Source organism: Streptomyces sp. NPDC091209 (assembly GCF_044757755.1).
GTDB lineage: Bacteria > Actinomycetota > Actinomycetes > Streptomycetales > Streptomycetaceae > Streptomyces.
Window position 1 is genome coordinate 444,317 of record NZ_JBIVVR010000004.1, and the last position, 21,139, is coordinate 465,455.

Genomic DNA, 21,139 nt, shown 5'->3' on the forward strand with positions numbered 1-21,139 from the left:
TCACCTGATGTGCACGATGTACGCACAGTCAGTCACGACTCCGGGGGTACGTCAACACCGCGGAAGGCGACGGTTGTTGCGGGGTTCGACGGGTGAACCCCGGTCCGGGGGCCGGTCGCCCGGGACGCCGGGACTCCTCGGGCACGCCGGACCGCTCGGACACGCCGACGCTCCCGAGCAGGCCGCGCGGCACCGTGGCACCGGTCCGAGGCGGTACGCCGCACGGTCCGAGGGGGTACGTGGCTCAGTTCGAGGCGGTACGCGGCTCAGTTCGAGGCGAGGCGGAACATCATCCGGCCGAAGCCGATCTGGTCGCCGTCCCGCACGACGGACGCGCCGATGACGCGCCGTCCGTTGACGGTCGTGCCGTTGGTCGACCCGAGGTCGCGCAGCACCCACGCCCCGCCCTGCCGGCTCAGTTCGGCGTGCACGCGGGACACCGTCTCGTGGTTGAGGCGCAGTCCGCTGGCCGGGTCGCGGCCGATGCGCAGCGGGTGGGGGCTGACGGAGTCGGGGAGTTGCAGCTTGGGCAGCCGCTCGGCCTGCCAGGCCCTGCGCAGCCGTACCGTGAAGCCGGAGACGGCTTCCACGGTGCCGAACACCGCCTTCGACCAGCGGCGCCCGGCGGGCGCGTCACCGGCGGGCAGGTCGGCGGTGAGCACGGCGAGTTCCTCGGACCGGCGGGCCGCCAGGGCCAGCTCCATGCGGTGGATGAACGTGTCGTGCGAAAGGCGGCCGAGGGCGACGCCGTCACGGAGGGACTTGAGCGCCCGGTCGCGCTCCGCGTCGGACAGCCGCGCGGGGTACGGGTGGAACTCGAAGGACGACGTCACGTTCGTGATTGTCGGGCAGTAACGACTGAGTGTCCAGAAGACCCGGAAACGGCTGGTGGGACCGCCTGCGGCCGTTCGCGCGACCGAACGGCGACGAACACGCGGCAAAAGGGTGGATCCTGAAGCGAATTGATCTCAAGTGAAGCACCATGGACAGGTTGGATCACAGCGAGCTGACGAGGGGGAACGGACTGTGCGATTCGAGGTGTGGGCACCGCGGGCCGACCGGATGACACTCCACCACGCTGGTGTCACGTGCGCGTTGGACCGCGATCCCGAGCGGGCCGGCTGGTGGACGGGCGAGGCGGACGCGCCGGACGGCACACGCTACGGGTTCGCGGTGGACGAGGGTCCGGTCCTGCCCGATCCCCGGTCGCGCCGGCAGCCGGACGGCCCCGACGGGCTGAGCGCCGTGGTCGACCAGGGGCGGTACGCATGGCGCGCCGACTGGCCCGGACGCGCCCTGCCGGGCGCGGTCCTCTACGAGCTGCACGTGGGTACGTACACGCCCGAGGGCACGCTGGACGCGGCGGCGGACCGGCTCGGACATCTCGCGGAACTGGGCGTCACGCACGTCGAGTTGATGCCGTTGTGCCCGTTCCCCGGCCGGCACGGCTGGGGGTACGAGGGGGTCTCCCTGTGGGCCGTGCACGAGCCGTACGGCGGCCCCGAGGCGCTGAAGCGCTTCGTCGACCGGGCGCACGAACTCGGCCTGGGAGTCGTCCTCGACGTCGTGCACAACCACCTCGGCCCGTCCGGCAACCATCTGCCCGCGTTCGGGCCCTACTTCACGGACACGCATCAGACGCCCTGGGGCTCGGCGGTGAACCTCGACGCGCCCGGCTCGGACGAGGTGCGCGCGTACCTCGTCGGCAGCGCGCTGGCCTGGCTGCGCGACTACCGCCTCGACGGACTGCGGCTGGACGCGGTGCACGCACTGCGGGACACCCGTGCGCTGCACTTCCTGGAGGAACTGTCGACGGCGGTGGACGCGCTGGCCGCGGAACTGGGCCGGCCACTCTTCCTGATCGCCGAGTCGGATCTGAACGACCCGCGGCTCATCACCTCCCGCGAGGAGGGCGGCCTCGGGCTGCACGCCCAGTGGAACGACGACTTCCACCACGCGCTGCACACCACGCTGACCGATGAGGCGCAGGGCTACTACGCGGACTTCGCGCAGGCCCCGCTCGCGGCCCTGAGCAAGACGCTGACGTCGGGCTTCTTCCACAACGGCACGTACTCCAGCTTCCGCGGGCGGCATCACGGGCGGCCGCTCGACCGTGCGCGTGTCTCGGCGCAGCGGCTGCTCGGCTACGCGCAGACCCACGACCAGATCGGCAACCGCGCCCAGGGGGACCGGCTCTCGGCCTCCCTCTCCCCCGGTCTGCTGGCCTGTGCCGCCGCGCTGACGCTCACCGCGCCGTTCACGCCGATGCTCTTCATGGGCGAGGAGTGGGGCGCCGGAACACCCTGGCAGTTCTTCACCGACCACACCGACCCCGAGCTCGCGGAGGCCGTACGGCGGGGCAGGCGGCGGGAGTTCGCGGCGCACGGCTGGGCCGAGGAGGACGTGCCGGACCCGCAGGACCCGGCGACCCGGGACCGCTCCTGCCTCGACTGGTCGGAGCCCGAGGCCGCCCCGCACGCGCGCGTGCTGGCCTGGTACCGCGAGCTCATCGCCCTGCGCCACCGCCAGGCCGACCTCTCGGACCCCGATCTCGCGGCGGTCAGGGTCGCCCACGATCCGGGGGCCCGCTGGCTCGCCCTCCGGCGCGGTGACGTCCGGGTCGCGGTGAACCTCGCCAAGGACCCCGCGGCGATCCCCCTCGGCATCCGTCGCGCGCGCGTCCTGGCGGCCTGGGATCCGGTCGAGGCACCGGGCCCGGACGGGCTGCTCAACGTGCCGGGCGAGTCGTGCGTGGTGCTGACCCAGGCGTGAGGCACCGGCCGGGACGCGGAGGGCGCTCGCCGGTGGGAGCGGTGGGCGCTCGGCCTCGATCGGGGGGACGACCGGCCGCACACGGAAGGCACCGGCCGGTCCGCGGCCGGTCGGCCGCCGCACGCGGAGGACGGGCCGCCACGGGCCGCGCTCCTACGGTGCCTCGTCCGGTCCGTCCCGCAGGTCCGTGACCCGCTCCAGCAGGATGGACTCCCAGGCGTGCGCCAACTGCACTTCCAGGAGCGAGAGTTCACCTTCGTCGCGGCCACGCCGGTGCTCGGCGAGCCGGATGACGGTGTCGCAGCGGGAGAGCCACAGACCGCGCAGGCAGGGGCGGGCGCCGTATCCGGCGAGGGTGGCGGCGCGTACGGCCGCGGGGGCGCCGACGGCGACGGCGAGCCCGGCGATGTCCTCGGCCGGATCGCCGATCACCGCGCCGGTCCAGTCGAGGACGCCCCGCACCCGCCCGTCGGGGCTGACCACGAGGTGTTCGCCCGAGAGGTTGTGGTGCACGAGCACCGCGGGTCCGGTCGTCGCGCCGAGCTGGACGGCGGCGGGCGCGGCGAGCTGGTCGAACCGCGCGGGGTCGAACTCCTCGGCGGGGAGCCGCTCGGCGGCCCGTACGGCGGCGGCCCGCAGGGCCTCCAGGGAGCGCGGCGGGGTGCGCGGCACCCCGAGCGTCTCGGCCTGGCGTACGGGGACCTCGCGCAGCCCGGTCAGCAGCCCCGCCAGGTCGGCCTCACCGAGCGCCGAGACGGCTTGTTCCTCGCCGGAGACGCCGGGCACCTTGGTGTCCAGCGTGTAGTTCAGTCCGCTCGCCCACTCGCCCCGCGCGACACTCATCGGGACGGCGACCCCGACGTGCGGTCGGATCAGATCGCGCAACCGCAGCTCACGGCGTTGCCGCAGGGAGGCCTCGCTGTCCCGGGCGAGCCGCAGCACATGGCGCCGGCCCACCCACCAGGCGGAGCGCCCGCCCTCCTCGGCGACGGGCCGCACATCGGGCCCCGGGCCCGGTGCGGCCTCGTCGGCGAGCAGGGAGAGCACCAGCCGGCGGACGGTCTCCGGGGTCGGTGTCGGTGGCTGGTTCATGGTCGCGCCCTTGTCGTCCGGGTGCCGGGGCGAAGCGGTTGCCGCGCGGTCGGTGGGCGCGCGTCAGTCGACGATCACCATCTCGCGGGTCGTGGTGTTGAGCCGGCGCCCGCCGTCCTCGGTCACCGTGACGATGTCCTCGATGCGGACGCCGAAGCGGCCGGGCAGATAGATGCCGGGCTCCACGGAGAAGCACATGCCGGGGACCAGGGGCTGTTCCTCGCCCTCGACCATGTACGGCGGTTCGTGGGTGGTCACGCCGATGCCGTGCCCGGTGCGGTGGATGAAGTACTCGCCGTACCCGGCGTCCTTGATGACGGCGCGCGCCGCGCGGTCGACGTCCTGGCAGGCGACCCCGGGGCGCACGGCACGGAACCCGGCCTCCTGGGCCTCGCGCACGATGTCGTGCACCTTGCGCTCCTCCTCGTCCGGCTCACCGACGTGGACCGTGCGGGAGGTGTCGGAGCCGTAGCCGTCCTTGAGGCCGCCGAAGTCCAGGACCACCATGTCGCCCTGCTCGATGACGCGTTCGTCGGCCTCGTGGTGCGGATTGGCTCCGTTGGGGCCGGAGGCGACGATGGTGAAGTCGACCTGGGAGTGCCCGAACCGGCGCAGCAGATCGGCGAGTTCACGGGAGACCTCCGACTCCCTGCGGTCCGCGAAGCGGACCTTCCGGATCTCCTCGAACGCCTCGTCCGCGGCGGCTCCGGCGGCGGCGAGCCGTTCCAGTTCGGCCGCGTCCTTGACGGCCCTGAGCATCGGCAGGGCGTCGGTGAGTGCGGTGTAGCGGCTGTCGGGAAGCCGCTTCTGGAGGCCGAGCAGGTGCAGGGCCCAGCCGTTGTCGCTGATGCCGAAGCGGCCGGTGCGGTCCAGCAGGGGCGCGGCCGCCGCGTAGGGATCGGTGCCGTCGGTCCAGTCGTGGAGGGTCAGCGCGGGCGCGCCGGCCGACTTGGCCGCGTCGGGCGCCTCCAGGGTGGGCACGACGAGGGCCGGGTCCTGTCCTGCCCGCAGCACCAGCAGGGTGAGCCGCTCGGTCTCCACCGGGCGGTACCCGGTCAGCCACACCAGGTCGGGCCCCGGCGCGACCAGGACGCCGTCGAGCCCGGCGTCGGCCGCGGCCTCGGCGGCGCGCCGCATACGGGCCTCGTAGTCGTCGGCGGTGAAGGGCGCGGGTGTGGCGGCGGGCATCCATGCCTCCGTGTTTCCGGAGTTCCCCGAGGGGCTACGGCAGCATCCTGCCCGTCCGGTGGGGCGCGCGCGAGCCGGTCGTGGCCGCCGCGGGTCAGCTCTCCAGGGCGAGACGGGCTCCGAGGAGCAGCAGGACACCTCCGGAGACCTGTTCCAGACGCCGGCGGACGCCCGTACGGGACAGGACGGCCCTCATCCGGCCGACGAACCACACGTAGAGGCCGTAGTAGCCCACTTCGTAGACCGCCCAGAGCGCCGCGAGGCCGAGCATCGCGGGCAGGTGCGAGGCGCCCTCGGGCACGAACTGCGGCAGGAAGGACATCGCGAAGACGGCCGCCTTCGGGTTGGCGAGGTTGAGCAGCAGCCCGCCCCGGTAGGACGCCCAGTCGCTCTTCTCCGCGCCCTCCCAGCCGCCTTCACCGGCCCCCTTGGAGCGGCGCGCCCGCCACAGGGTCTGGACGCCGAAGCCGACGAGCACGACGGCACCGACGATCCGCATCACGCCGTACGCCATCTCGGAGGCGGCGAGCAGCGCGGTGAGACCGAAGGCGGCGACGGCGCCCCACAGGAAGACGCCCGTCTCGTTGCCGAGCACGGTCAGGAAACCGGACCGTCGGCTGCCCAGGGAGCGTTTGATGATCAGCACGGTGCTCGGTCCGGGTGAGGCCGCGATCAGGGTGCAGGCGCCGAGGAAGGCGACGAGGGTGCTCAGCATGCGGCCATCGTGACGGGCCGCGGCTCGGTTGACCAGCCCCTTTCCCTTTCACTGCGCCGGGCGGACCCGGGCCCCGCGCCCACAGGCTCAGGTCTCCTCCCGTCTCCTCAGATCGCCTCAGGTCACGATGCCCGGGACCGCGGACAGATATCGGCGGCTGCCGTTCGCGTGGCGCACGCGGAGGGTGACCTCCTTGCCCGGCCGCGCGGCCGTCACGGCGCGCGCGAGGTCGGCGGCCGAGGTGACGCCGGTCCCGTCGACGGCGAGCAGGACGTCTCCGCGCACCAGGCCCGCGGTGTAGCCCGGGCCGGGAATGTGCACGGCGACGATCAGCGCGCCCCCGCCGCCGCGGGCGTCGACGGCCTCGACCCCGAGGGTCGCGCGTGCGGATTGACGTTCGGACTCGCCCGACGGGATCGGGCTGCCGCTGCCGGACTCCGTCGTGACACCGCCGGGCCGTGTGACCCCGGAACCCCCGGGCCGGGGCGCTGCGGAGCCGACGGACGGCTGCCGTACCTGCCCGGCCGCACCGGCCTGCTTCTGGAGGTCCGCCAGTCTGCTCAGGCCGATCACGGTCGCGCCCACCGTGCCGAGCCCCACCCCGGACAGGACGAGGACCGACCCGACGAACAGTCCGAACAGCAGGTTGACCAGCCGCCTGCCGCGGCGCCGCGAGGCGTGCGGACGCCGGGTGCCGTCGGACGGACGGGTCCCGTCGGACGGACGGTCGCCATCGGACGTTCGCGCGCCGCCGCCCGGACGGTCGCCGCCGCTGCCCGGGTTCTGACCGGGCATCGGCTTGGGACGCAACGCGGTCTGTTCCATGAGTCGCCTCCGGCAGATGTTCTACGGACCGCCTTCGGCTCTTGCCCTACCCGCCGCTCGGGCGCGCGACGATTCCCGAACGAGTGAGACTGTCAGCCTCGTTCGAGAAGCCGGTCCGCCATGGCCGCCGCCGCTCCGCGCGGCGATCCGCCGTGCACCAGCTCCGTACGGTGCACGAGCCGGGGTGCGACGAGCGGTACGGCGACCCCTCCGGGCACGCCGGTGGCGGCGGTGCGCGGCAGGAGGGTGAGGCCGTGGCCCGCGGCGGCCAGGGCGGTCAGGGTATGGAGGTCGGTGCCCTCGTATCGCAGGGCCGGACGGAATCCGCCACCGCCGCTCGCGGCGCGGAGCCGGTCCAGCGGCAGGCCCGCGCCGGGGGCGTCCAGCCAGCGGGCGTCGACCAGGTCGCCGAGGCGCAGCCCCGTACGCCGGGCGAGGGGATGGGAGCCGGGCAGCAGCACGCAGACGTCCTCCTCACCGAGGCCGTGGGTGGTCAGCGGTGCCACGTCGGACAGCCGGAGGGGGTCGCTCGGCGCGGCGAGTCCGTCGACGAGGCCCAGGTCGGCGGTGCCGGTGGCGACCGCCGCGGGGATCTCGTCGCGGGCCAGCACGCGCAGGGTCACGCCCGCCGCGGGAAGCGCCGCGAGCGTACGCGCGCGGAGAGCGGTGGGCGTGACGGCGAGCGTCAGGCCGAGCTCGGGCGCGGCCGCCATCCGCGCGACATCGGCGCGGGCCGCGTCCAGGCGCAGGAGCAGCGGTCCCGCGTGTTCGAGCAGCCGCTCGCCCGCCGCGGTGGGCGCGACGGGGCGCCGGGTCAGCAGGGGCGCGCCGAGATCCTGTTCCAGGGCGGCGATCTGCTGGGACACCGCGGACTGGGTGTAGCCGAGCTCGCGGGCGGCCTCCGAGAAGGAGGCGAGCCGCGCCACGGTGACGTACGTACGCAGAAGATGCGGGTCCATGTCGCTCCAGCATCCCCCATCACATCAGCAGCTCTTATCGAGGATGCAGAAATCATCGTTGGACCTGAACCTGGGGTCGCCAGCACGATGAACGGCATGACCACGCACACCGCTCCCATCGCTCCCATCGCCCGTCTCGCCCTGGTCGGCGACCGCTCCCCCAACGTCGTGTCGCACACGCGGGTCCCGCTTCTCCTCGACGCCCTCGCCCGGCGCGACCGGATCGCCCTGGACGCCTACTGGATTCCGTCCGAGGACGCGGAGGATCCGGAGGCGGTACGCGGCTTCGACGCGGTGTGGGTGCTGCCGGGCAGCCCCTACCGCAGCGAGGCGGGTGTGCTGACGGCGGTCCGCGCGGCACGCGAGAACGGCGTCCCCTTCCTCGGCACCTGCGGCGGATTCCAGCACGCCCTGCTGGAGTACGCCCGTGACGTCTGCGGCCTCACCGGTGCCGCGCACGCCGAGAACGACCCCGACGCCGATGCCGACGACCTCCTGATCGAGCCGCTCGCCTGCTCGCTCGTCGGCCACGAGGCCACCGTCACCGTCGAGCCGGGCTCGCTCGCCCAGTCGGTGATCGGCTCCGAGCGGACCGTCGAGCGCTATTTCTGCTCGTACGGGCCGTCACGCCATCTCGACACCCTGCGCGCCCACGGGCTCCGCTTCAGCGGGCACGACGAGGACGGGCAGGTCAGGATCGCCGAACTCCCCGGCCATCCGTTCTTCCTGGCCACCCTGTTCCAGCCGGAGCTGTCCGGGGACGGCTCACACCCGCACCCGGTCCTGCGGGCGCTGGCGCGGGCCGCGGTCACCCACGCCGGTCTCGCGACGGCGGCCGGACCGGCCTGAGCCGCCCGGAGATCCGCTCGCCGGAGGCGGCCATGCGCCGCAGGGGCCGGCGGTGACTCCGGCTCACGCTTCCGCTCCCGCCGAAGGCGTGCGCGGTGCCCGGGCCGCGGAAGCGGGGCCGTCCGGGCCGCGCGAGGACGGAACCGCGGTTCCCGCAGAGGGATACGGTCTGCGGGAACCGCGGGACGGCCGGTCCGCCGGTGTCCGGAACCCGCCGCGATCCGTCAGAGCGACACGGGCTCCGCCCGCCAGGCGAACGGCAGCGCCGACGCCTGGTCCGGTACGAAGCCGTGGGCGCGCCGGGCCAGGTCCGCCGCCCCGTAACGACGGCAGTCCTGGTGCCACTTCAGAATTCCGGCCAGCCAGTTCTGCAGCTCCACGACATAGCCCCGCATGATCCCGCGCGCCTCCTCCGAGAGCTTGAAGTCCTCGTACAGGACGGGCAGTTCATGGTTGGCGACATGCTGGAACTGCTCCATGCGCTGGGTCATCAGATCGTGGATGATGCCGAGCGCGGTCGGATAGTCGCAGCCGAAGAAGTTCTGCACGACGAGGATGCCGTTGTGGACCTCTCCCTCGTACTCGATCTCCTTCTGGTACGAGAAGACGTCGTTCAGCAGCATCGCGTAGTCCATGGCCGCGTTCTCCAGCGACCGGACCGGGCCGCTGCGGTAGACCTCCGGCGGGACCTCGGGGCCATGGCCGAGGCGGCACAGGTTCATGGTGAGCTCGGAGCCGAAGGTGGCCCGGCGCATCTCCAGGTAGTCGACCGGGTCCGGGATGCGGTTCTGGATCTGGTTGGACAGCTCCCACAGCCAGCTCTCCGTCATCACGTCCACGGCCGCGCGCAGGGTGCTCCGGGCGTCCGGGGTCATCTCCGCGGTGGTGCGCCGCCACAGCTCGATCAGGCCGCGTTCCATGCCGTTGACCGGGACGGGGACCTCCTCGCCGTCGAGGGGCATGCAGGCGGAGAGGCGCGCGGTGGTCAGCTTGGCGGCCGCGAGGTCGCGACGGTTGCCGAAGAGCAGCGGGTAGTAGTCGTCGCCGTAGGTGCCCCAGGCCAGCCACTGCGAGCTGAGGTCGAGTGCCTCCGGTGTCGCGTCGGGATGGATGCCGGCGGCGCACAGCGGCAGGTCGTAGGCGATGAGTTTGTCCTCGTCCCAGACGCCCTCCTGGAGCATGCCCGTGGCGTGCATCCAGGTGATGAGCCGGTCCCGGGCACCCGCCAGGTGCGGGCTGAGGGTGACCTCGAACGGCATGTGGAAGTCGGGGAGTCGGGAGGGTCCGACCTTCTGGAACGGTACGTGCGTGTAGGCGCGCAGCCGCTCCGCGCCGGCCGCGGAGAGCAGCGCCCCGACGTCCGCGGCGGACGTCCCGAACCCGGCCACGCCGAAGGGCCGCGTCTCCTCGACGGCGCCCTCGTTCATATAGCGGCTGGATCGCATGTGCCATTCGTGGCCGCCTGACTGCCAGTCCTGGAGGCCCTGGGTGTACGCGGCGACGGCGCCGACCTCCGCGGGGGTGAGCCCCTTCTCCACAGCCAGTGCGGGCACCTCGGTGAGCGCCGTGTGCTCGAACTGGTGGAGCCGTGAGGTGAGGATGTCGTTGACGGTCTCGGCGGCCTCCTGTGTCGTGCAGCCGAAGAACGTCTCCAGGACGAGGATGCCGTTGCTGAGTTCGCCCTCCTCCTCGACCTCGCGCTGGTAGGAGAAGAGGTCGTTGCGCAGGTGGACGCCGTCGGAGAACGTCTCCATCAGGACGCGCAGCGGCCTCGACCCGGCGACGGACGCGGGTACTTCGGCGGTCGCGTACTCGACGAGCCCCGCCGACCAGGGGGCGCCGCCCACCTTGCGGCGCATCTCGATGTACTCGACGGGGTTGGAGATCCGCCCTTCGTTGATGTTGGACAGCTCCCACATCGACTCGTTGAGCAGATGCTCGGTGGAGACGGCGAACCGCCCGCGCCAGTCGGTGGACATGGAGGGCACGGTGCGCGCCCACAGGTCGGCGAGTCCCGCCTCGACGGGATTCTCCGGCTCGGGTACGGGCGTCGACAGGTCGAGCGGCATGAAGAGGGGCAGCCGGTCCAGATAGGCCTTGCCGCCGGCGCGGTCCTGGGTGCGCTTGAAGGTCTCCAGGAAGTGGTCGTCGAAGAAGAACACCCACACGTACCAGTCGGTGATGAGCGAGAGGGCCGGTCCGTCGCAGTCGGGGTGGGTGTACGCGCACAACAGGCCGTAGTCGTGGGCGTCGAGGTCGGACCGCTCCCAGATGCCCGATCCTTCGAGCATGCCCATTCCGCGGGCCCACTCGACCGAGTGGGCCCGCGCCTCGTCCAGGTGCGGGTTCAGCCGGGCGGTGTACGGCATGTAGAAGTGCGGGAGTTCGAACGGCTGCGTCATGGCCGGGCCCTACCCATGGCCCCGGGCGAACATCCGCAGGCCAGGACATGATCACACCATCGCGTGAACCGGAGCGAAAGCCGCGCACGACGGCACCTTCATGAGATCGGGCCCAGCCCACGTCCGGCCACCAGCCCTTCTCTTTCGGATCACTCTCACGGGCGTGCGATAGGTTGCCCGCCATGACTGAGCTAGGACCCGTCGCCTGGCCACCTGCCCCGATACGGACCGGACGGCTTGTGCTCCGCGAGTCCGAGGCCCGCGACCGTGTGGCGTTCATCGAGCTGTTCGCCTCGCCGGAGGTGGGCACCTACATCGGTGGCCCGCGACCGCGTGATGAGCTCGAGCGCACGGCACCTGAGGTGCCTGGGCGGCGCCCTGGCTTGTTCGTGATCGATCTCGACGGAGCGATGATCGGCATGATCACGCTCGATCGGCGCGACGCAGAGCGTCCAGGTCACGTCCGTCCGGATGCGGGAGAGGCCGAACTCGGCTACATGTTCCTGCCGGAAGCGTGGGGATGCGGGTACGCCGCCGAGGCGTGCGCAGCGGCACTCGACTGGTTCGCCGACGCCCTCCCCGGCGAGCGGGTGGTGCTCTGCACTCAGACCGCCAACGACCGCTCGATGCGCCTCGCGGCCAAGCTGGGGTTCACCGAGGCGGAGCGGTTCGAGGAGTACGGCGCCGAGCAGTGGTTCGGCGTGTGGTCCTCGGCCACGCCGTCCGGTTGAGCTAGCGCCTCGCCTGGATCAGTGCGTGGGTGCCACCGGTGCGCCAGCGGTGGCCCTCGGCGGCGTCGAGGGCCGCCTCGACGGTGGAGGTGAGTCCGACGACGACATCCGACTTGAGGGTGCGCAGCGCCGCCACCGAACCGGGGAAGTAGGCGGTGGCGACCGCGAAGGGGGTGGTGGCGGGGTGGAGCCGGTCGCCGATGAGGCGGCGGTAGTTCAGGTCGCCCTTCAGAAGGGTCACGTCGGCCGCGGCGTACTCCCGGCGGAGGTCGTCGGGCAGGTCGGCGTACGGCAGCGGGGCGCAGGCGAAGGGGTGGGTCCGTACGGTGAGGCGGCCGTCGGACAGAGCCGCCCAGAGGCGGTTCCCGGCCTCGCCGGCCGCTCCCTTCGCGGCGGTCAGACGGCGCAGGGCGTCGAGCACGTCCGCCGCCGTGGCGTCGGAGACGTAGTACGGGTACGGCTTCACGTGCAGCACGGTCCGCCCGACCCGGCCGTGCCGGAGCAGGTGGTCGGTGAGGAGCAGGTCGGGGATGAGTTCCCGGCCCGCGTTGTCCGCGACGAGACAGAGGGTGCCGCCGGCGAAGAGCGATCGCAGGACGTCTCCGTCGTTCGCCACGAGCTGGGACTGGGCCGCCGTCCCGCCCTCGGCGCGGGCCAGCCTGAACCCGAGGTCCGCGCGGTTGCCCCACAGCGAGCCGTGCAGGAGCGCCTCCTCCTGTTCCTCGACCGGCTGCCGCGCGAGGTCGTCCAGCGCGGCGAGTTCCTCGTCCGCCTCCGGTGTGTCCAGTTCGGCGAGCTTGAAGGGACGGAAGGGGTCGATGCCTTGCCACGGGCCGGGCCCGAAGTAACCCACCGCTTCGAGGAGTCGGCGGTAGAAATAGCTCTCGGACCAGAGGAAGGGCAGGTCGAACCAGGACCGGCCGTAGTACTCCCGGCCGCCCCAGGCATCCCACTGCCCGCGGTCCGCGGCCGGCGCGGCGAGCGGTTCGACGACCCCCTCGGCGCAGTTCAGGAGCAGGGCGTCGAGCGCGTGGCGCTGTTCGGGACCGTACGGGAAGGCGTCCCGCACCTTCCCGATGAGCGCGGGATGCCGTTCGGCCAGCACGGTCCAGGGGAACGAACCCCGCACCGAGCTCACGACCACCGGAGCGTCGTCGGGATCGGCGGCGGAACGGGCGGCTGCGGCAGGATCGGGCATGCGGCTCACCGTACCGGCTGAACAGAAGGGGCCGTCCGACGCGCTGCGCGCCGGGCGGCCCCTCCCCCCGTAGAGCCCAGCGGTCCGCCTAGGTCGGTCGGCTTCGAGCTGTCGACCGCCGCGGTGTCCCGCGCGGCCCGGTCCTGGACACGGGGCGCGCAGCCGTCGGCGGTCGCGCTGAACCATAGGCAGGCCGCGCGCACGAGGGATAGCGGGAAAACCCTCGATCCGGCCGCCGTTCGGCCCTCGCCCGGCCGCGTTTCGGCGCGGTGGTCCGGTTTCGCGCGGATTGCGGATCTGAACACACGGCCCTCCGGCCCCGTATCTCACAGTGCCCCGTGCGAGGAGTGCGTCCCGGCCGCGCACGGCGGCACGCCGTTTCCCCCACGCGTCGAGGAGACCTTCCGGATGACCGCCTACCGCACCGCCACCGCGGCCGCTGTCGCCCTGGCGGCTCCGCTGCTGCTCACGACGTGGGCGGCGGGGACCGCATCGGCGCACGGCGCGCCGACGTCTCCGGTCAGCCGGGTGGTCGCGTGCTCGCCCGAGGGCGGCAGCCTGATCCGGACGGCTGCCTGCCGGGCGGCGATCGCCGCGAACGGCGCGCCGTTCACCGCGTGGGACAACCTGCGGGTGGCCGACGTCAACGGCCGCGACCGCTCGGTGATCCCGGACGGGAAACTGTGCAGCGGGGGCCTGCCCGCCTACAAGGGCCTCGACCTGGCCCGCGCCGACTTCCCGTCGACGCGACTGACGCCCGGCGCGGCCCTCACCCTCAAGTACAGTTCGACGATCCCGCACACGGGGACCTTCAAGCTCTATCTGACCAAGCAGGGCTACAGCGCGTCGCGCGCCCTGAAGTGGTCCGACCTGCCGGAGAAGCCGTTCGCCACGGCCACCGACCCGGCGATGGTCGACGGCGCCTACCGCATCAAGGCCACGCTGCCGTCCGACCGCACAGGCCGCCAGATGCTGTTCACGATCTGGCAGAACTCCAGCACGACGGACACCTACTACTCGTGCTCGGACGTGGTGTTCTCCGCTGCGGGCGGGGCGTCGAAGTCGACCGGGAGCACCGGGACTTCGGGGAGCGCCGGGAGCACCTCCGGCGCCAAGAAGACTGCGGGCAGCCCCTCCCCGTCGACCAAGCTGGAGACCTTGCCGCCCAGCCCCGGGCCGGCCTCCCCGGCGGCCGACTCGCCTTCCCCGGCGGGCAGTTCATCCACCGGGGAGACGGACACCGGTCATCTCACGCCCGCCGCCGACAGCACCTCGGGCGGCGGCCCCGCCCTCCCCCTGGTCGCCGGGGGAGCGGCGGTGGCGCTTCTGCTCACCGCCGGCGTCGCCTTCGTGCTGCGACGCCGGGGCTGAATCCGGGCCCGGTGGGCGTCAGTTGACGTAGACCACCGGGCTGTCCGTCTGGCTGGTGTCGTTCACGGGGGCGTACTTCGCGGTGAAGTAGCCGCTGCTGAAGCACAGGGACGAGCCGGAGAACTTGGTGAACTGCTGGTTGGTGAAGGTGATGCCGGTGTCGGCGTTGCTCGCCGTGCCGGTCAGGCTCGCCGCCCGGTAGACACACGTCAGTGTGCCCAGCAGGGAACGCAGCTTGACCGTGGTCTGGATGCTGGATCCGGCGGCCGGGGTGACCGTGACGCTTCCGTCGGAGCTCACCGCGGTGCTGTAGGGCAGGTTGTCGACCGTGATGCTGGTGACACCGAGGACGCCGACGACGTTACTGCTGCACGAGCTGCTGTCGAAGGTCTGCCCGGTGACCGACTCGGTGGCCGTGCCGGGGGCCGCCGGGTTGTCGACGGCGGCCGCGGTGAAGGTCGACGCGGAACACGAGACGCCGCTCGTGCCGGTGGCGCTGGAGTAGAGCGTGGCGTTGGTGCCGCTCGCCAGCGAGGCAACGAGGACGTCGCCGACGGCGACGGGGGTTCCGGCGGTGCTGCCCGTGGTGAGCACCGGGACGTCGTCCGCGGAGGCGGGGACGGCCGCGGTCGCCGTCAGGGCCGCGACGACGCCGACGAGGGCGAGCAGGGATCGAGTACGCATGGGGGGTGCCTCTTCTCCGATGGGGGTGTGGGTGCCTGACCGCGCCGGGGCGCGGGGGTGCGGGTCGAGAAGGTGGCGCGGGTGTGCGGGGTGGAACAGGACACGCGCGACGACGGGTCGAGACGCCGCTGCGCGTGAGCGGGACCGGTGCGAGGAGAGACCGCCGCCGGTCCGTGGCGCCTTCTCCGTACGCCACGGGCCGACGACGACAGCCGGGCGACCGGTACGGCCCTCGGGGGGAAGGCGACCGCGCCGGTGCCACGGGAACGGGGAACGGCCGTGGGGCGCGCCGTTTCGGCGTACGCGCCAGGGCCGCTCCGGAACACGCCATGACCGCCCCGCGCAGAGCGGGGTCCGGGAGGTGACGGGCGCGCCGACCGACGGATCCGGCGCCACGGATCCGGGGAAACAGAGAGAGTTGTAGACCTGATGGATGGTCAACGTCAAGGCGCAGCAAGGAAGTTGAAGGTCAGCACAGCTTCGTCGTCGACGCGCGTTCACAGCCAAAGCACAACTGCCACGCTTTTGGCACACGCGCCTTGACCCGTATATGTAACCCCCGGTAACTTCCTCGACGGCTACTGCTGCGTAACGAGAAAGCCCTTGCAACCGCCGGGAGGCGCGAGGAGGCGTGCGCCGCAGCCGCTGTCCGCGCCAGGACAACACGCCACTGAGCCCCACCCGCATCGACACCCGCATCGAACGTGCACAGGGAGCAGACATGGCCTCGTCCCCGGACGCCTCGGCGTCCAACGGTTCCACGCCCGAGACCCCGGAAAGCGGTTCAGCCGCCGACGGTCAGGCCAGACGCGGGCGGGTTCGGCTGCGCCGGGCCGCCGTGATGGCGGTGCCGGCCACCGCGGTCACCGCGGGGCTGATGATCCTCACGGCCCAGGGCGCCCTCGGCGTCCAGTTCGCCATCTCCGGCATGCCGTTCACGGTCACCGCGACCGAGCTCAACGGCACCGGCTTCGAGCAGTTCGGCGGCCTCGACAACATGGCGGAGGACAGCCCGAACGCCGGCGACACCGGCGGCCAGGTCCTCATCGTCACCTCGGCGATCAAGAACGCGACCCTGGACCACCTGTGCCAGAGCGTCGACCTGGGCGGCACGAACCTGCTCATCACGGCGGGCAGCGGGTCGGACAAGGTGCAGGCGACCAACCTGACCACCGACTCCACGGAACTGTCCGGCAACGCCTCCTTCGACAACATCGAGATCGGCAACGACGCCAGCACCCTCGACAAGGCCGGGGTCCAGGGACCCAAGGGCGTGTTCAGCCAGCAGGCCGACACCGTGCGCATCGCGAACCTGCGGCAGACCAACTACGCGACGACGGCGGCGGTGTTCAAGCTCCCCGGCCTCAAGCTCCGTTTCAGCGACCAGGCTTGCTGATGAGCGGCGACGCGCGGACGGACGACTCCGGGGACCTGAGGGCCGCGTTCCGGCAGTGGCGTGCGCGGCGCCCCTTCTGGGGCGGGCTGCTGCTCACCCTGGGGGGTGCGGAGATCCTCCTCACCGAGAAGGCGTCGCTGAAGGTCGTCCTGCACATCGGGATGCAGGGCCTGGCGGGCTATCTGCTCCCCGCCGTGATGGTCCTGTGCGGCCTGCTGATCCTCTTCAGCCCGGCCCAGCGTCTGTTCTACTCATTGCTGGGCATCCTGCTGTCCCTGGGCACCTGGCTCACGTCCAACCTCGGCGGCTTCTTCGTCGGTCTGCTCCTCGGAGCCGTCGGCAGCTGCCTCACCTTCGGCTGGCTTCCCGACCAGAAGCCGCGCGGGCGGCTGCTGCGCCGGAAGCACGCCTGAGGCGGGCGGCGCCGCACGGATCCGGACTCCCACCGGCTTGGTCCGTACGCGCGCGGAGGACCGACTTTCCTGTACGCGCAGGGAAGTTGGCACCGTACGCAGCCGGCTCCGGCGTATCTCGATGATCGCGCTCCGTCGCGTAGCGTGACGCGGCGTACACCGAATCGGGGTTCGACTGCCGGGAGGCTCCTGATGGGAAATCCACGCCCTTTAGTGATCGACGTGACCGGACGCGACATCCACGAAGAGGCCGCGCGGATCCGCGAGAGCGGACCGCTGGCCCGGGTGGAGCTTCCCGGGGGCGTCCAGGCCTGGGCGGTGAGCGGTCCCGAGCTGCTGAAGCGGCTGCTCACCGATCCCCGGGTGTCCAAGGACGCCCGGCAGCACTGGCCCCTGTTCGCGAGCGGCGCGATCACACCTGAGTGGCCGCTGTTCACCTGGGTGGCCGTGCAGAACATGTTCACCGCGTACGGCGGTGACCACAGGCGGCTGCGCACCCTGGTCTCCAAAGCGTTCACCGCCCGCCGCACGGCCGCGCTCCAGCCGCGCGTGGAGGAGATCACCCGGCAACTGCTGGACCGCGTGGAGGAGGCCGGGCGCGGCTTCCAGGTCGTCGACCTGCGTGAGGAATTCTGCTATCCGCTGCCGATCCAGGTGATCAGCGAGCTGTTCGGACTGCCCGAGGAGCGGGGCCCCGAGCTGCGGAAGCTGGTCGACCGTATCTTCGACACCTCCGCCGGGCCGGGCGAGATGACGGCCGCGTACCAGCAGTTGTACGTCGTTCTGACCGAACTCGTCGCCGCCAAGCGGGAGTCACCCGGTGACGATCTGACCTCCGGGCTCATCGCGGCCCGCGACGACCAGGACGACACCGCGCTCAGCGAACAGGAGCTGCTGGACACCCTGGTGCTCATGGTCAGCGCCGGTCACGAGACGACGGTCAACCTCATCGACAACGCCGTGCACGCCCTGCTCACCCGTCCCGAACAGCTCGCGCACGTCCGGGAGGGCCGCGCCGACTGGGACGACGTGGTCGAGGAGACCCTGCGCGCGGACGCGCCGGTCGCGAGCCTGCCGCTGCGGTACGCCGTGGAGGACATCGTCCTCGCCGAACTCGGCGGCCCCGACGGAACCGTGATCACCAAGGGTGAGGCGATCCTCGCGGCGTACGCCGCCGCCGGCCGTGATCCCGGGCGCCACGGGAAGGACGCCGATCAGTTCGACGTCACCCGCGCCGACAAGGAACACCTCGCCTTCGGCCACGGTGTGCACCGCTGCCTGGGGGCTCCGCTGGGCCGCCTGGAGGCCCGGATCGCCCTCCCGGCCCTGTTCGAGCGCTTCCCGGGCCTGCGACTCGCGGTCCCGGAGGAGGAGTTGCGTCCGGTCGACTCCTTCATCTCCAACGGCCACCGCGCCCTTCCGGTGCGTATCTCCTAGGACCGGCGGTTCCGAGGTCCCGCGGTCCTGGGCCCGGATCCTCCGGCGCCGGGAGGTCGTGGCGCCCGGATCTCCCCGCGGTGGATCTCCCCGCCGTGGATCTCCCCGCGGGTGGATCTCCTCGCGCCCCGATCCGCCGGCGCCCGGGACCAGGTCACTCCCCGCGCCACCAGGCCGCCGACCGCGCCCAGGCGCTCCTCGGGCGATCGGGCGCGGGGGTCCAGGGCTCCGCGGGGGACGCCGGGAAGTCCGCCGTCGACGTCCGCCGGCCGCCCTCGGACCGTCCGGGGGCCGGGGCGGCCGGAGCGGGCGGGAAACACACCGGCAGCGCGGTGAGCGCGCGGTGGAACGGGCCGGGACGCCACCGCAACTCCTCCACGGGAAGCGTCAGTTCGACGTCCGGGATCCGGTCGAGGAGCTTCTCGACCGCGACGGCCGCGATGAGCCGGGCCGGACCCTGCGCGGGACAGGTGTGCGGGCCCGCGCTCCACGCCAAGTGGGCCCGGTTTCCTGTCCGTTGACCACTCGTGAGGGCCGGGTCGGTGTTCGCGGCGGCGAGGCTCACCACGAGCGGCACACCCGCGCGCAGCAGCGTGCCCTCGTACACGGCGTCGTGCCGCGGGTAGTGCACGGCGTAGTTGGCGATCGGCGGGTCGGTCCACAGCACCTCGTCGAGGGCGTCCTCGACCGGCAGGGTGCCGCCGGACAGGTCGCCCGCGAAGCGGTCGTCGGACAGCAGCAGCCGCAGACTGTTCGCGATCAGGTTCTGCTGCGGTTCGGTGCCGGCGCCCATCAGCACGGCGAGGGTGTGGATCATCTCCTCGTCGGTCAGCGCGGCCGGGTGCTCCATCAGCCAGGACGTCATGTCCGGCGCGGGCCGCAGCCGCTTCAGCTCGACGAGGTCCAGCAGGGTGGTGGTGAGCAGCTCGTTCGCCTTCTCGGCCTCCACCCCGTCGAACATTCCGGACATGCCCTCGACCAGCCGGACGCCGTGGCCGGCGGGGCAGCCGAAGAGATGGTTGAAGACGAGCAGCGGCAGGACCTGGGCGTATTCGCCGAGCAGATCCGCGGTGCCGATCGGCGCGAACCGGTCGATGAGCGTGTCGGCACTGCGCTCGGCATACCCGCGCAGGGTGCTGGACTCGACGCGGGCGAGCGTGTCGGTGATGGCGCCGCGCAGCCGGCTGTGCTCCGCTCCGTCGGTGAACAGGGCGCTGGGCCGGTACATCATCATCGGGACGACCGGGCTGTCCTTCGGGACGGTGCCCTCGGCGAGGGCCTTCCAGCGCCGCGGGTCCTTGGAGAAGGTCTCCGGGCCGCGCAGGACGTGCAGGGCGGCGTCGTACCCGGTGACCAGGACGGCCCGGACGCCGGGCGCGAGTTCCACGGGCGCGGTAGGTCCGGCCTGCCGCAGCCGCCCGTAGACCGCGGCGGGATCGGCCGCGAACTCCGGTCCGTACAGGGGCTGGTGGGCCGGGCAGCCCGGGGGCGGTACGGCGTTCACGCGTGCTCCAGTTCACCGGTGCGGGCCAGCAGATGGGCGACGAGGGCGATCAGCGTCTCGGTGGCGGAGGTCCGGTCGCGGGCGTCGCAGCGCAACAGCGGGGTGGAGGGCAGCAGGTCGAGGGCTTCCCGCACCTCGGCGAGGCTGTGCTCCGGCCCGTCGTCGAAGTCGTTGAGGGCGACGGCGTACGGGAGCCCCAACTCCTCCAGCAGCCCCATGACTTCGAAGGACTGGTCCAGGCGCCCGGTGTCGGCGAGAACGAGGGCGCCGAGCGCTCCGCGCGTCAGGTCCTGCCAGAGCCCGGAGAACCGCCGCTGTCCCGGGGCGCCGAACAGGTAGAGGACCACGGTGTCGTTGAGGGTGACACGGCCGAAGTCGAGGGCGACCGTGGTGGTGGTCTTGTCCTCCGTGCCCGCCAAGTCGTCGACGAGCGCGCCTGCTCGGGTCATGACCTCTTCGGTGCGCAGCGGCCGTATCTCGGACAGCGATCCGACGAAGGTGGTCTTGCCGACCGCGAAGTGGCCCACGACCAGCAGCTTCACGGCGGTCCGCACGCCCTCGGGCAGGTACCTGGTGTCAGAGGCGGGAGCGGAGTCCATCGAGCACCTCCTGAAGGATGCGGGTGTCGGACGGCGGCCCGGCGGAGGGTATCGGCGCGCGTGTCACGAGGTGACCGCTGTCCATCAGGTCGGCGACCAGCACCTTGGTGACGCTGACGGGGAGTTCCAGATGGCCCGCTACCTCGGCCAGCGACAGCGCCCCGGGCCTGCACAGCTCGATCAGCCGCCGCTTCTCGGGGCTGAGTCCGAAGAGCGGCGGGCCGACGGCGGCGATCAGCAGCGTGACGAGGTCGAGGGTGTTGCGCGACGGATGCGAGCGGCCGTCCGTGACGACGTACGACCGCACCAGCCGCTCCCCGGGACGCCGGCCGGGCGGCGTCATGCCGGACTGCCGGTGTCCTGCCGGGCGGGGCTGGTCAGCTCCTTGCCGAGCCGGTCGACCATCTTGTGCATGCGGTAGGTGACCGCCTCCATGTCGACGTCCCCGGTCGTGGACACCGCGAGATGCGTGCCCTCCCCCGCGGCGACGAGGAAGACGTATCCGTGCGCGAACTCGATCAGGGTCTGCCGCCACGGTGTGTCCGGGCTGCCGCAGAACTCGGCGGTGCTGCGGCTGATCGACTGCACGCCGGACAGACCCGCGGCCAGCCGCTCGGCGTCGTCCCGGCCGATGTCGGCGGAATGGGCGCGGAGCATGCCGTCGGCGGACAGCAGGATCGCGTGCCGCGCTTCCGGAACCTTCAGCACCTCGTCGAGCATCCACCCCAGCTCGTTGGTCATGGGCACGGTCATCCCTGTGTGCTCCCTTCGATCGAGTGGGCCGTTTCGTACGACGTCACGGGTACGCAAGTGGGCATCACCGGGATGTCCGCCGCCCCCGCGAGGGCATCCACCGCCGTCACTGAGCCGTCCGCCGTCGGAACCGGAGCGTCCGTCAGCACCACGGGGACCTGCGCCGACGGCACCGGGGCGTGCCTCGGCGGCAACGGGGCATCCGTCGACGACACCCGGGCGTCCGTCGACGACACCGGAGCGTCCGTCCG

Annotated in this window: 21 protein-coding genes; 8 read left to right on the plus strand and 13 right to left on the minus strand. The window is 72.3% G+C overall.

Annotated features, from left to right (window positions below):
• Positions 1 to 266: 266 nt before the first annotated feature.
• Positions 267 to 833: an FHA domain-containing protein gene (locus tag ACIQRL_RS14805; protein ID WP_401331509.1), complete on the minus strand. Its 567-nt coding sequence runs from the start codon at positions 831 to 833 to the stop codon at positions 267 to 269.
• A gap of 193 nt (positions 834 to 1,026) precedes the next feature.
• Between ACIQRL_RS14805 and treZ the strand changes: the two genes are divergently transcribed.
• Complete coding sequence (gene treZ / locus ACIQRL_RS14810; RefSeq protein ID WP_401331511.1) at positions 1,027 to 2,772, plus strand: malto-oligosyltrehalose trehalohydrolase; 1,746 nt, start codon at positions 1,027 to 1,029, stop codon at positions 2,770 to 2,772.
• 153 nt (positions 2,773 to 2,925) lie between these two features.
• Here the strand turns inward: treZ and ACIQRL_RS14815 are convergent, their stop codons facing one another.
• From ACIQRL_RS14815 to ACIQRL_RS14835, 5 genes are all read right to left on the minus strand, one after another.
• Entirely contained in the window at positions 2,926 to 3,864 is a 939-nt protein-coding gene (locus ACIQRL_RS14815) for an aminoglycoside phosphotransferase family protein (protein WP_401331513.1), read from the minus strand.
• A gap of 63 nt (positions 3,865 to 3,927) precedes the next feature.
• The gene (locus ACIQRL_RS14820) at positions 3,928 to 5,052 is read right to left on the minus strand and encodes an aminopeptidase P family protein (RefSeq protein WP_401331515.1); all 1,125 of its coding nucleotides are present in this window, start codon (positions 5,050 to 5,052) and stop codon (positions 3,928 to 3,930) included.
• Between the two features lie 94 nt (positions 5,053 to 5,146).
• A complete protein-coding gene (locus tag ACIQRL_RS14825) occupies positions 5,147 to 5,767 on the minus strand; it encodes a LysE family translocator (protein WP_401331517.1) in 621 nt (206 codons plus the stop codon).
• A 117-nt stretch (positions 5,768 to 5,884) separates the two neighbouring features.
• The gene (locus ACIQRL_RS14830) at positions 5,885 to 6,592 is read right to left on the minus strand and encodes a PDZ domain-containing protein (RefSeq protein WP_401331519.1); all 708 of its coding nucleotides are present in this window, start codon (positions 6,590 to 6,592) and stop codon (positions 5,885 to 5,887) included.
• Between the two features lie 92 nt (positions 6,593 to 6,684).
• A complete protein-coding gene (locus ACIQRL_RS14835; RefSeq protein ID WP_401331521.1) occupies positions 6,685 to 7,551 on the minus strand; it encodes a LysR family transcriptional regulator in 867 nt (288 codons plus the stop codon).
• A gap of 96 nt (positions 7,552 to 7,647) precedes the next feature.
• Between ACIQRL_RS14835 and ACIQRL_RS14840 the strand changes: the two genes are divergently transcribed.
• Positions 7,648 to 8,400, plus strand: a complete 753-nt coding sequence (locus ACIQRL_RS14840; protein WP_401331523.1) for a hypothetical protein — start codon at positions 7,648 to 7,650, stop codon at positions 8,398 to 8,400.
• 224 nt (positions 8,401 to 8,624) lie between these two features.
• On the opposite strand, the gene cyc2 is transcribed toward ACIQRL_RS14840, so the two are convergent.
• Positions 8,625 to 10,802 (minus strand): germacradienol/geosmin synthase Cyc2, encoded by a 2,178-nt coding sequence (gene cyc2 / locus ACIQRL_RS14845; protein WP_401331525.1) that lies wholly within the window; start codon positions 10,800 to 10,802, stop codon positions 8,625 to 8,627.
• Between the two features lie 182 nt (positions 10,803 to 10,984).
• On the opposite strand from cyc2, the gene ACIQRL_RS14850 reads away from it, so the two are divergent.
• Positions 10,985 to 11,533, plus strand: a complete 549-nt coding sequence (locus tag ACIQRL_RS14850) for a GNAT family N-acetyltransferase (protein ID WP_401331527.1) — start codon at positions 10,985 to 10,987, stop codon at positions 11,531 to 11,533.
• A gap of 1 nt (position 11,534) precedes the next feature.
• Here ACIQRL_RS14850 and ACIQRL_RS14855 read toward each other — a convergent pair whose 3' ends face one another.
• Positions 11,535 to 12,731 (minus strand): damage-control phosphatase ARMT1 family protein, encoded by a 1,197-nt coding sequence (locus tag ACIQRL_RS14855; RefSeq protein WP_401331529.1) that lies wholly within the window; start codon positions 12,729 to 12,731, stop codon positions 11,535 to 11,537.
• A 408-nt stretch (positions 12,732 to 13,139) separates the two neighbouring features.
• On the opposite strand from ACIQRL_RS14855, the gene ACIQRL_RS14860 reads away from it, so the two are divergent.
• Positions 13,140 to 14,102 carry a lytic polysaccharide monooxygenase gene (locus ACIQRL_RS14860; RefSeq protein WP_401331531.1) on the plus strand — a complete coding sequence of 321 codons (963 nt, stop codon included), beginning with the start codon at positions 13,140 to 13,142 and terminating at the stop codon, positions 14,100 to 14,102.
• Positions 14,103 to 14,120: 18 nt separating this feature from the next.
• Here ACIQRL_RS14860 and ACIQRL_RS14865 read toward each other — a convergent pair whose 3' ends face one another.
• A complete protein-coding gene (locus ACIQRL_RS14865; RefSeq protein WP_401331533.1) occupies positions 14,121 to 14,786 on the minus strand; it encodes a Tat pathway signal sequence domain protein in 666 nt (221 codons plus the stop codon).
• A gap of 721 nt (positions 14,787 to 15,507) precedes the next feature.
• Here ACIQRL_RS14865 and ACIQRL_RS14870 point away from each other — a divergent pair.
• From ACIQRL_RS14870 to ACIQRL_RS14880, 3 genes are all read left to right on the plus strand, one after another.
• Entirely contained in the window at positions 15,508 to 16,182 is a 675-nt protein-coding gene (locus tag ACIQRL_RS14870) for a DUF6230 family protein (protein WP_401331535.1), read from the plus strand.
• Entirely contained in the window at positions 16,182 to 16,595 is a 414-nt protein-coding gene (locus ACIQRL_RS14875; RefSeq protein WP_401331537.1) for a DUF6114 domain-containing protein, read from the plus strand. The genes ACIQRL_RS14870 and ACIQRL_RS14875 overlap by 1 nt, the downstream gene beginning before the upstream one ends.
• A gap of 192 nt (positions 16,596 to 16,787) precedes the next feature.
• Positions 16,788 to 18,032 (plus strand): cytochrome P450, encoded by a 1,245-nt coding sequence (locus ACIQRL_RS14880; RefSeq protein WP_401331539.1) that lies wholly within the window; start codon positions 16,788 to 16,790, stop codon positions 18,030 to 18,032.
• 154 nt (positions 18,033 to 18,186) lie between these two features.
• On the opposite strand, the gene ACIQRL_RS14885 is transcribed toward ACIQRL_RS14880, so the two are convergent.
• The 4 genes from ACIQRL_RS14885 to ACIQRL_RS14900 are packed head-to-tail and all read right to left on the minus strand — an operon-like array spanning position 18,187 to position 20,888.
• Entirely contained in the window at positions 18,187 to 19,494 is a 1,308-nt protein-coding gene (locus ACIQRL_RS14885; RefSeq protein WP_401331751.1) for a cytochrome P450, read from the minus strand.
• Between the two features lie 38 nt (positions 19,495 to 19,532).
• Positions 19,533 to 20,135 carry a GTP-binding protein gene (locus tag ACIQRL_RS14890; protein ID WP_401331541.1) on the minus strand — a complete coding sequence of 201 codons (603 nt, stop codon included), beginning with the start codon at positions 20,133 to 20,135 and terminating at the stop codon, positions 19,533 to 19,535.
• A complete protein-coding gene (locus ACIQRL_RS14895; protein WP_401331543.1) occupies positions 20,113 to 20,478 on the minus strand; it encodes a DUF742 domain-containing protein in 366 nt (121 codons plus the stop codon). The genes ACIQRL_RS14890 and ACIQRL_RS14895 overlap by 23 nt, the downstream gene beginning before the upstream one ends.
• Positions 20,475 to 20,888, minus strand: coding sequence for a roadblock/LC7 domain-containing protein (locus ACIQRL_RS14900; RefSeq protein WP_401331545.1), 414 nt, complete (start codon positions 20,886 to 20,888; stop codon positions 20,475 to 20,477). The genes ACIQRL_RS14895 and ACIQRL_RS14900 overlap by 4 nt, the downstream gene beginning before the upstream one ends.
• A gap of 6 nt (positions 20,889 to 20,894) precedes the next feature.
• On the opposite strand from ACIQRL_RS14900, the gene ACIQRL_RS14905 reads away from it, so the two are divergent.
• The coding region (locus ACIQRL_RS14905; RefSeq protein WP_401331547.1) for a hypothetical protein at positions 20,895 to 21,139 on the plus strand (245 nt) is incomplete at its 3' end.

Bases quoted from the DNA above. Each gene is read 5' to 3' on its own strand.
- ACIQRL_RS14815 (WP_401331513.1), bottom strand. From the start codon at position 3,864: ATGAACCAGCCACCGACACCGACCCCGGAGACCGTCCGCCGGCTGGTG.
- ACIQRL_RS14820 (WP_401331515.1), bottom strand. From the start codon at position 5,052: ATGCCCGCCGCCACACCCGCGCCCTTCACCGCCGACGACTACGAGGCC.
- ACIQRL_RS14825 (WP_401331517.1), bottom strand. From the start codon at position 5,767: ATGCTGAGCACCCTCGTCGCCTTCCTCGGCGCCTGCACCCTGATCGCG.
- ACIQRL_RS14830 (WP_401331519.1), bottom strand. From the start codon at position 6,592: ATGGAACAGACCGCGTTGCGTCCCAAGCCGATGCCCGGTCAGAACCCG.
- ACIQRL_RS14835 (WP_401331521.1), bottom strand. From the start codon at position 7,551: ATGGACCCGCATCTTCTGCGTACGTACGTCACCGTGGCGCGGCTCGCC.
- ACIQRL_RS14840 (WP_401331523.1), top strand. From the start codon at position 7,648: ATGACCACGCACACCGCTCCCATCGCTCCCATCGCCCGTCTCGCCCTG.
- cyc2 (WP_401331525.1), bottom strand. From the start codon at position 10,802: ATGACGCAGCCGTTCGAACTCCCGCACTTCTACATGCCGTACACCGCC.
- ACIQRL_RS14850 (WP_401331527.1), top strand. From the start codon at position 10,985: ATGACTGAGCTAGGACCCGTCGCCTGGCCACCTGCCCCGATACGGACC.
- ACIQRL_RS14855 (WP_401331529.1), bottom strand. From the start codon at position 12,731: ATGCCCGATCCTGCCGCAGCCGCCCGTTCCGCCGCCGATCCCGACGAC.
- ACIQRL_RS14860 (WP_401331531.1), top strand. From the start codon at position 13,140: ATGACCGCCTACCGCACCGCCACCGCGGCCGCTGTCGCCCTGGCGGCT.
- ACIQRL_RS14865 (WP_401331533.1), bottom strand. From the start codon at position 14,786: ATGCGTACTCGATCCCTGCTCGCCCTCGTCGGCGTCGTCGCGGCCCTG.
- ACIQRL_RS14870 (WP_401331535.1), top strand. From the start codon at position 15,508: ATGGCCTCGTCCCCGGACGCCTCGGCGTCCAACGGTTCCACGCCCGAG.
- ACIQRL_RS14875 (WP_401331537.1), top strand. From the start codon at position 16,182: ATGAGCGGCGACGCGCGGACGGACGACTCCGGGGACCTGAGGGCCGCG.
- ACIQRL_RS14880 (WP_401331539.1), top strand. From the start codon at position 16,788: ATGGGAAATCCACGCCCTTTAGTGATCGACGTGACCGGACGCGACATC.
- ACIQRL_RS14890 (WP_401331541.1), bottom strand. From the start codon at position 20,135: ATGGACTCCGCTCCCGCCTCTGACACCAGGTACCTGCCCGAGGGCGTG.
- ACIQRL_RS14895 (WP_401331543.1), bottom strand. From the start codon at position 20,478: ATGACGCCGCCCGGCCGGCGTCCCGGGGAGCGGCTGGTGCGGTCGTAC.
- ACIQRL_RS14900 (WP_401331545.1), bottom strand. From the start codon at position 20,888: ATGACCGTGCCCATGACCAACGAGCTGGGGTGGATGCTCGACGAGGTG.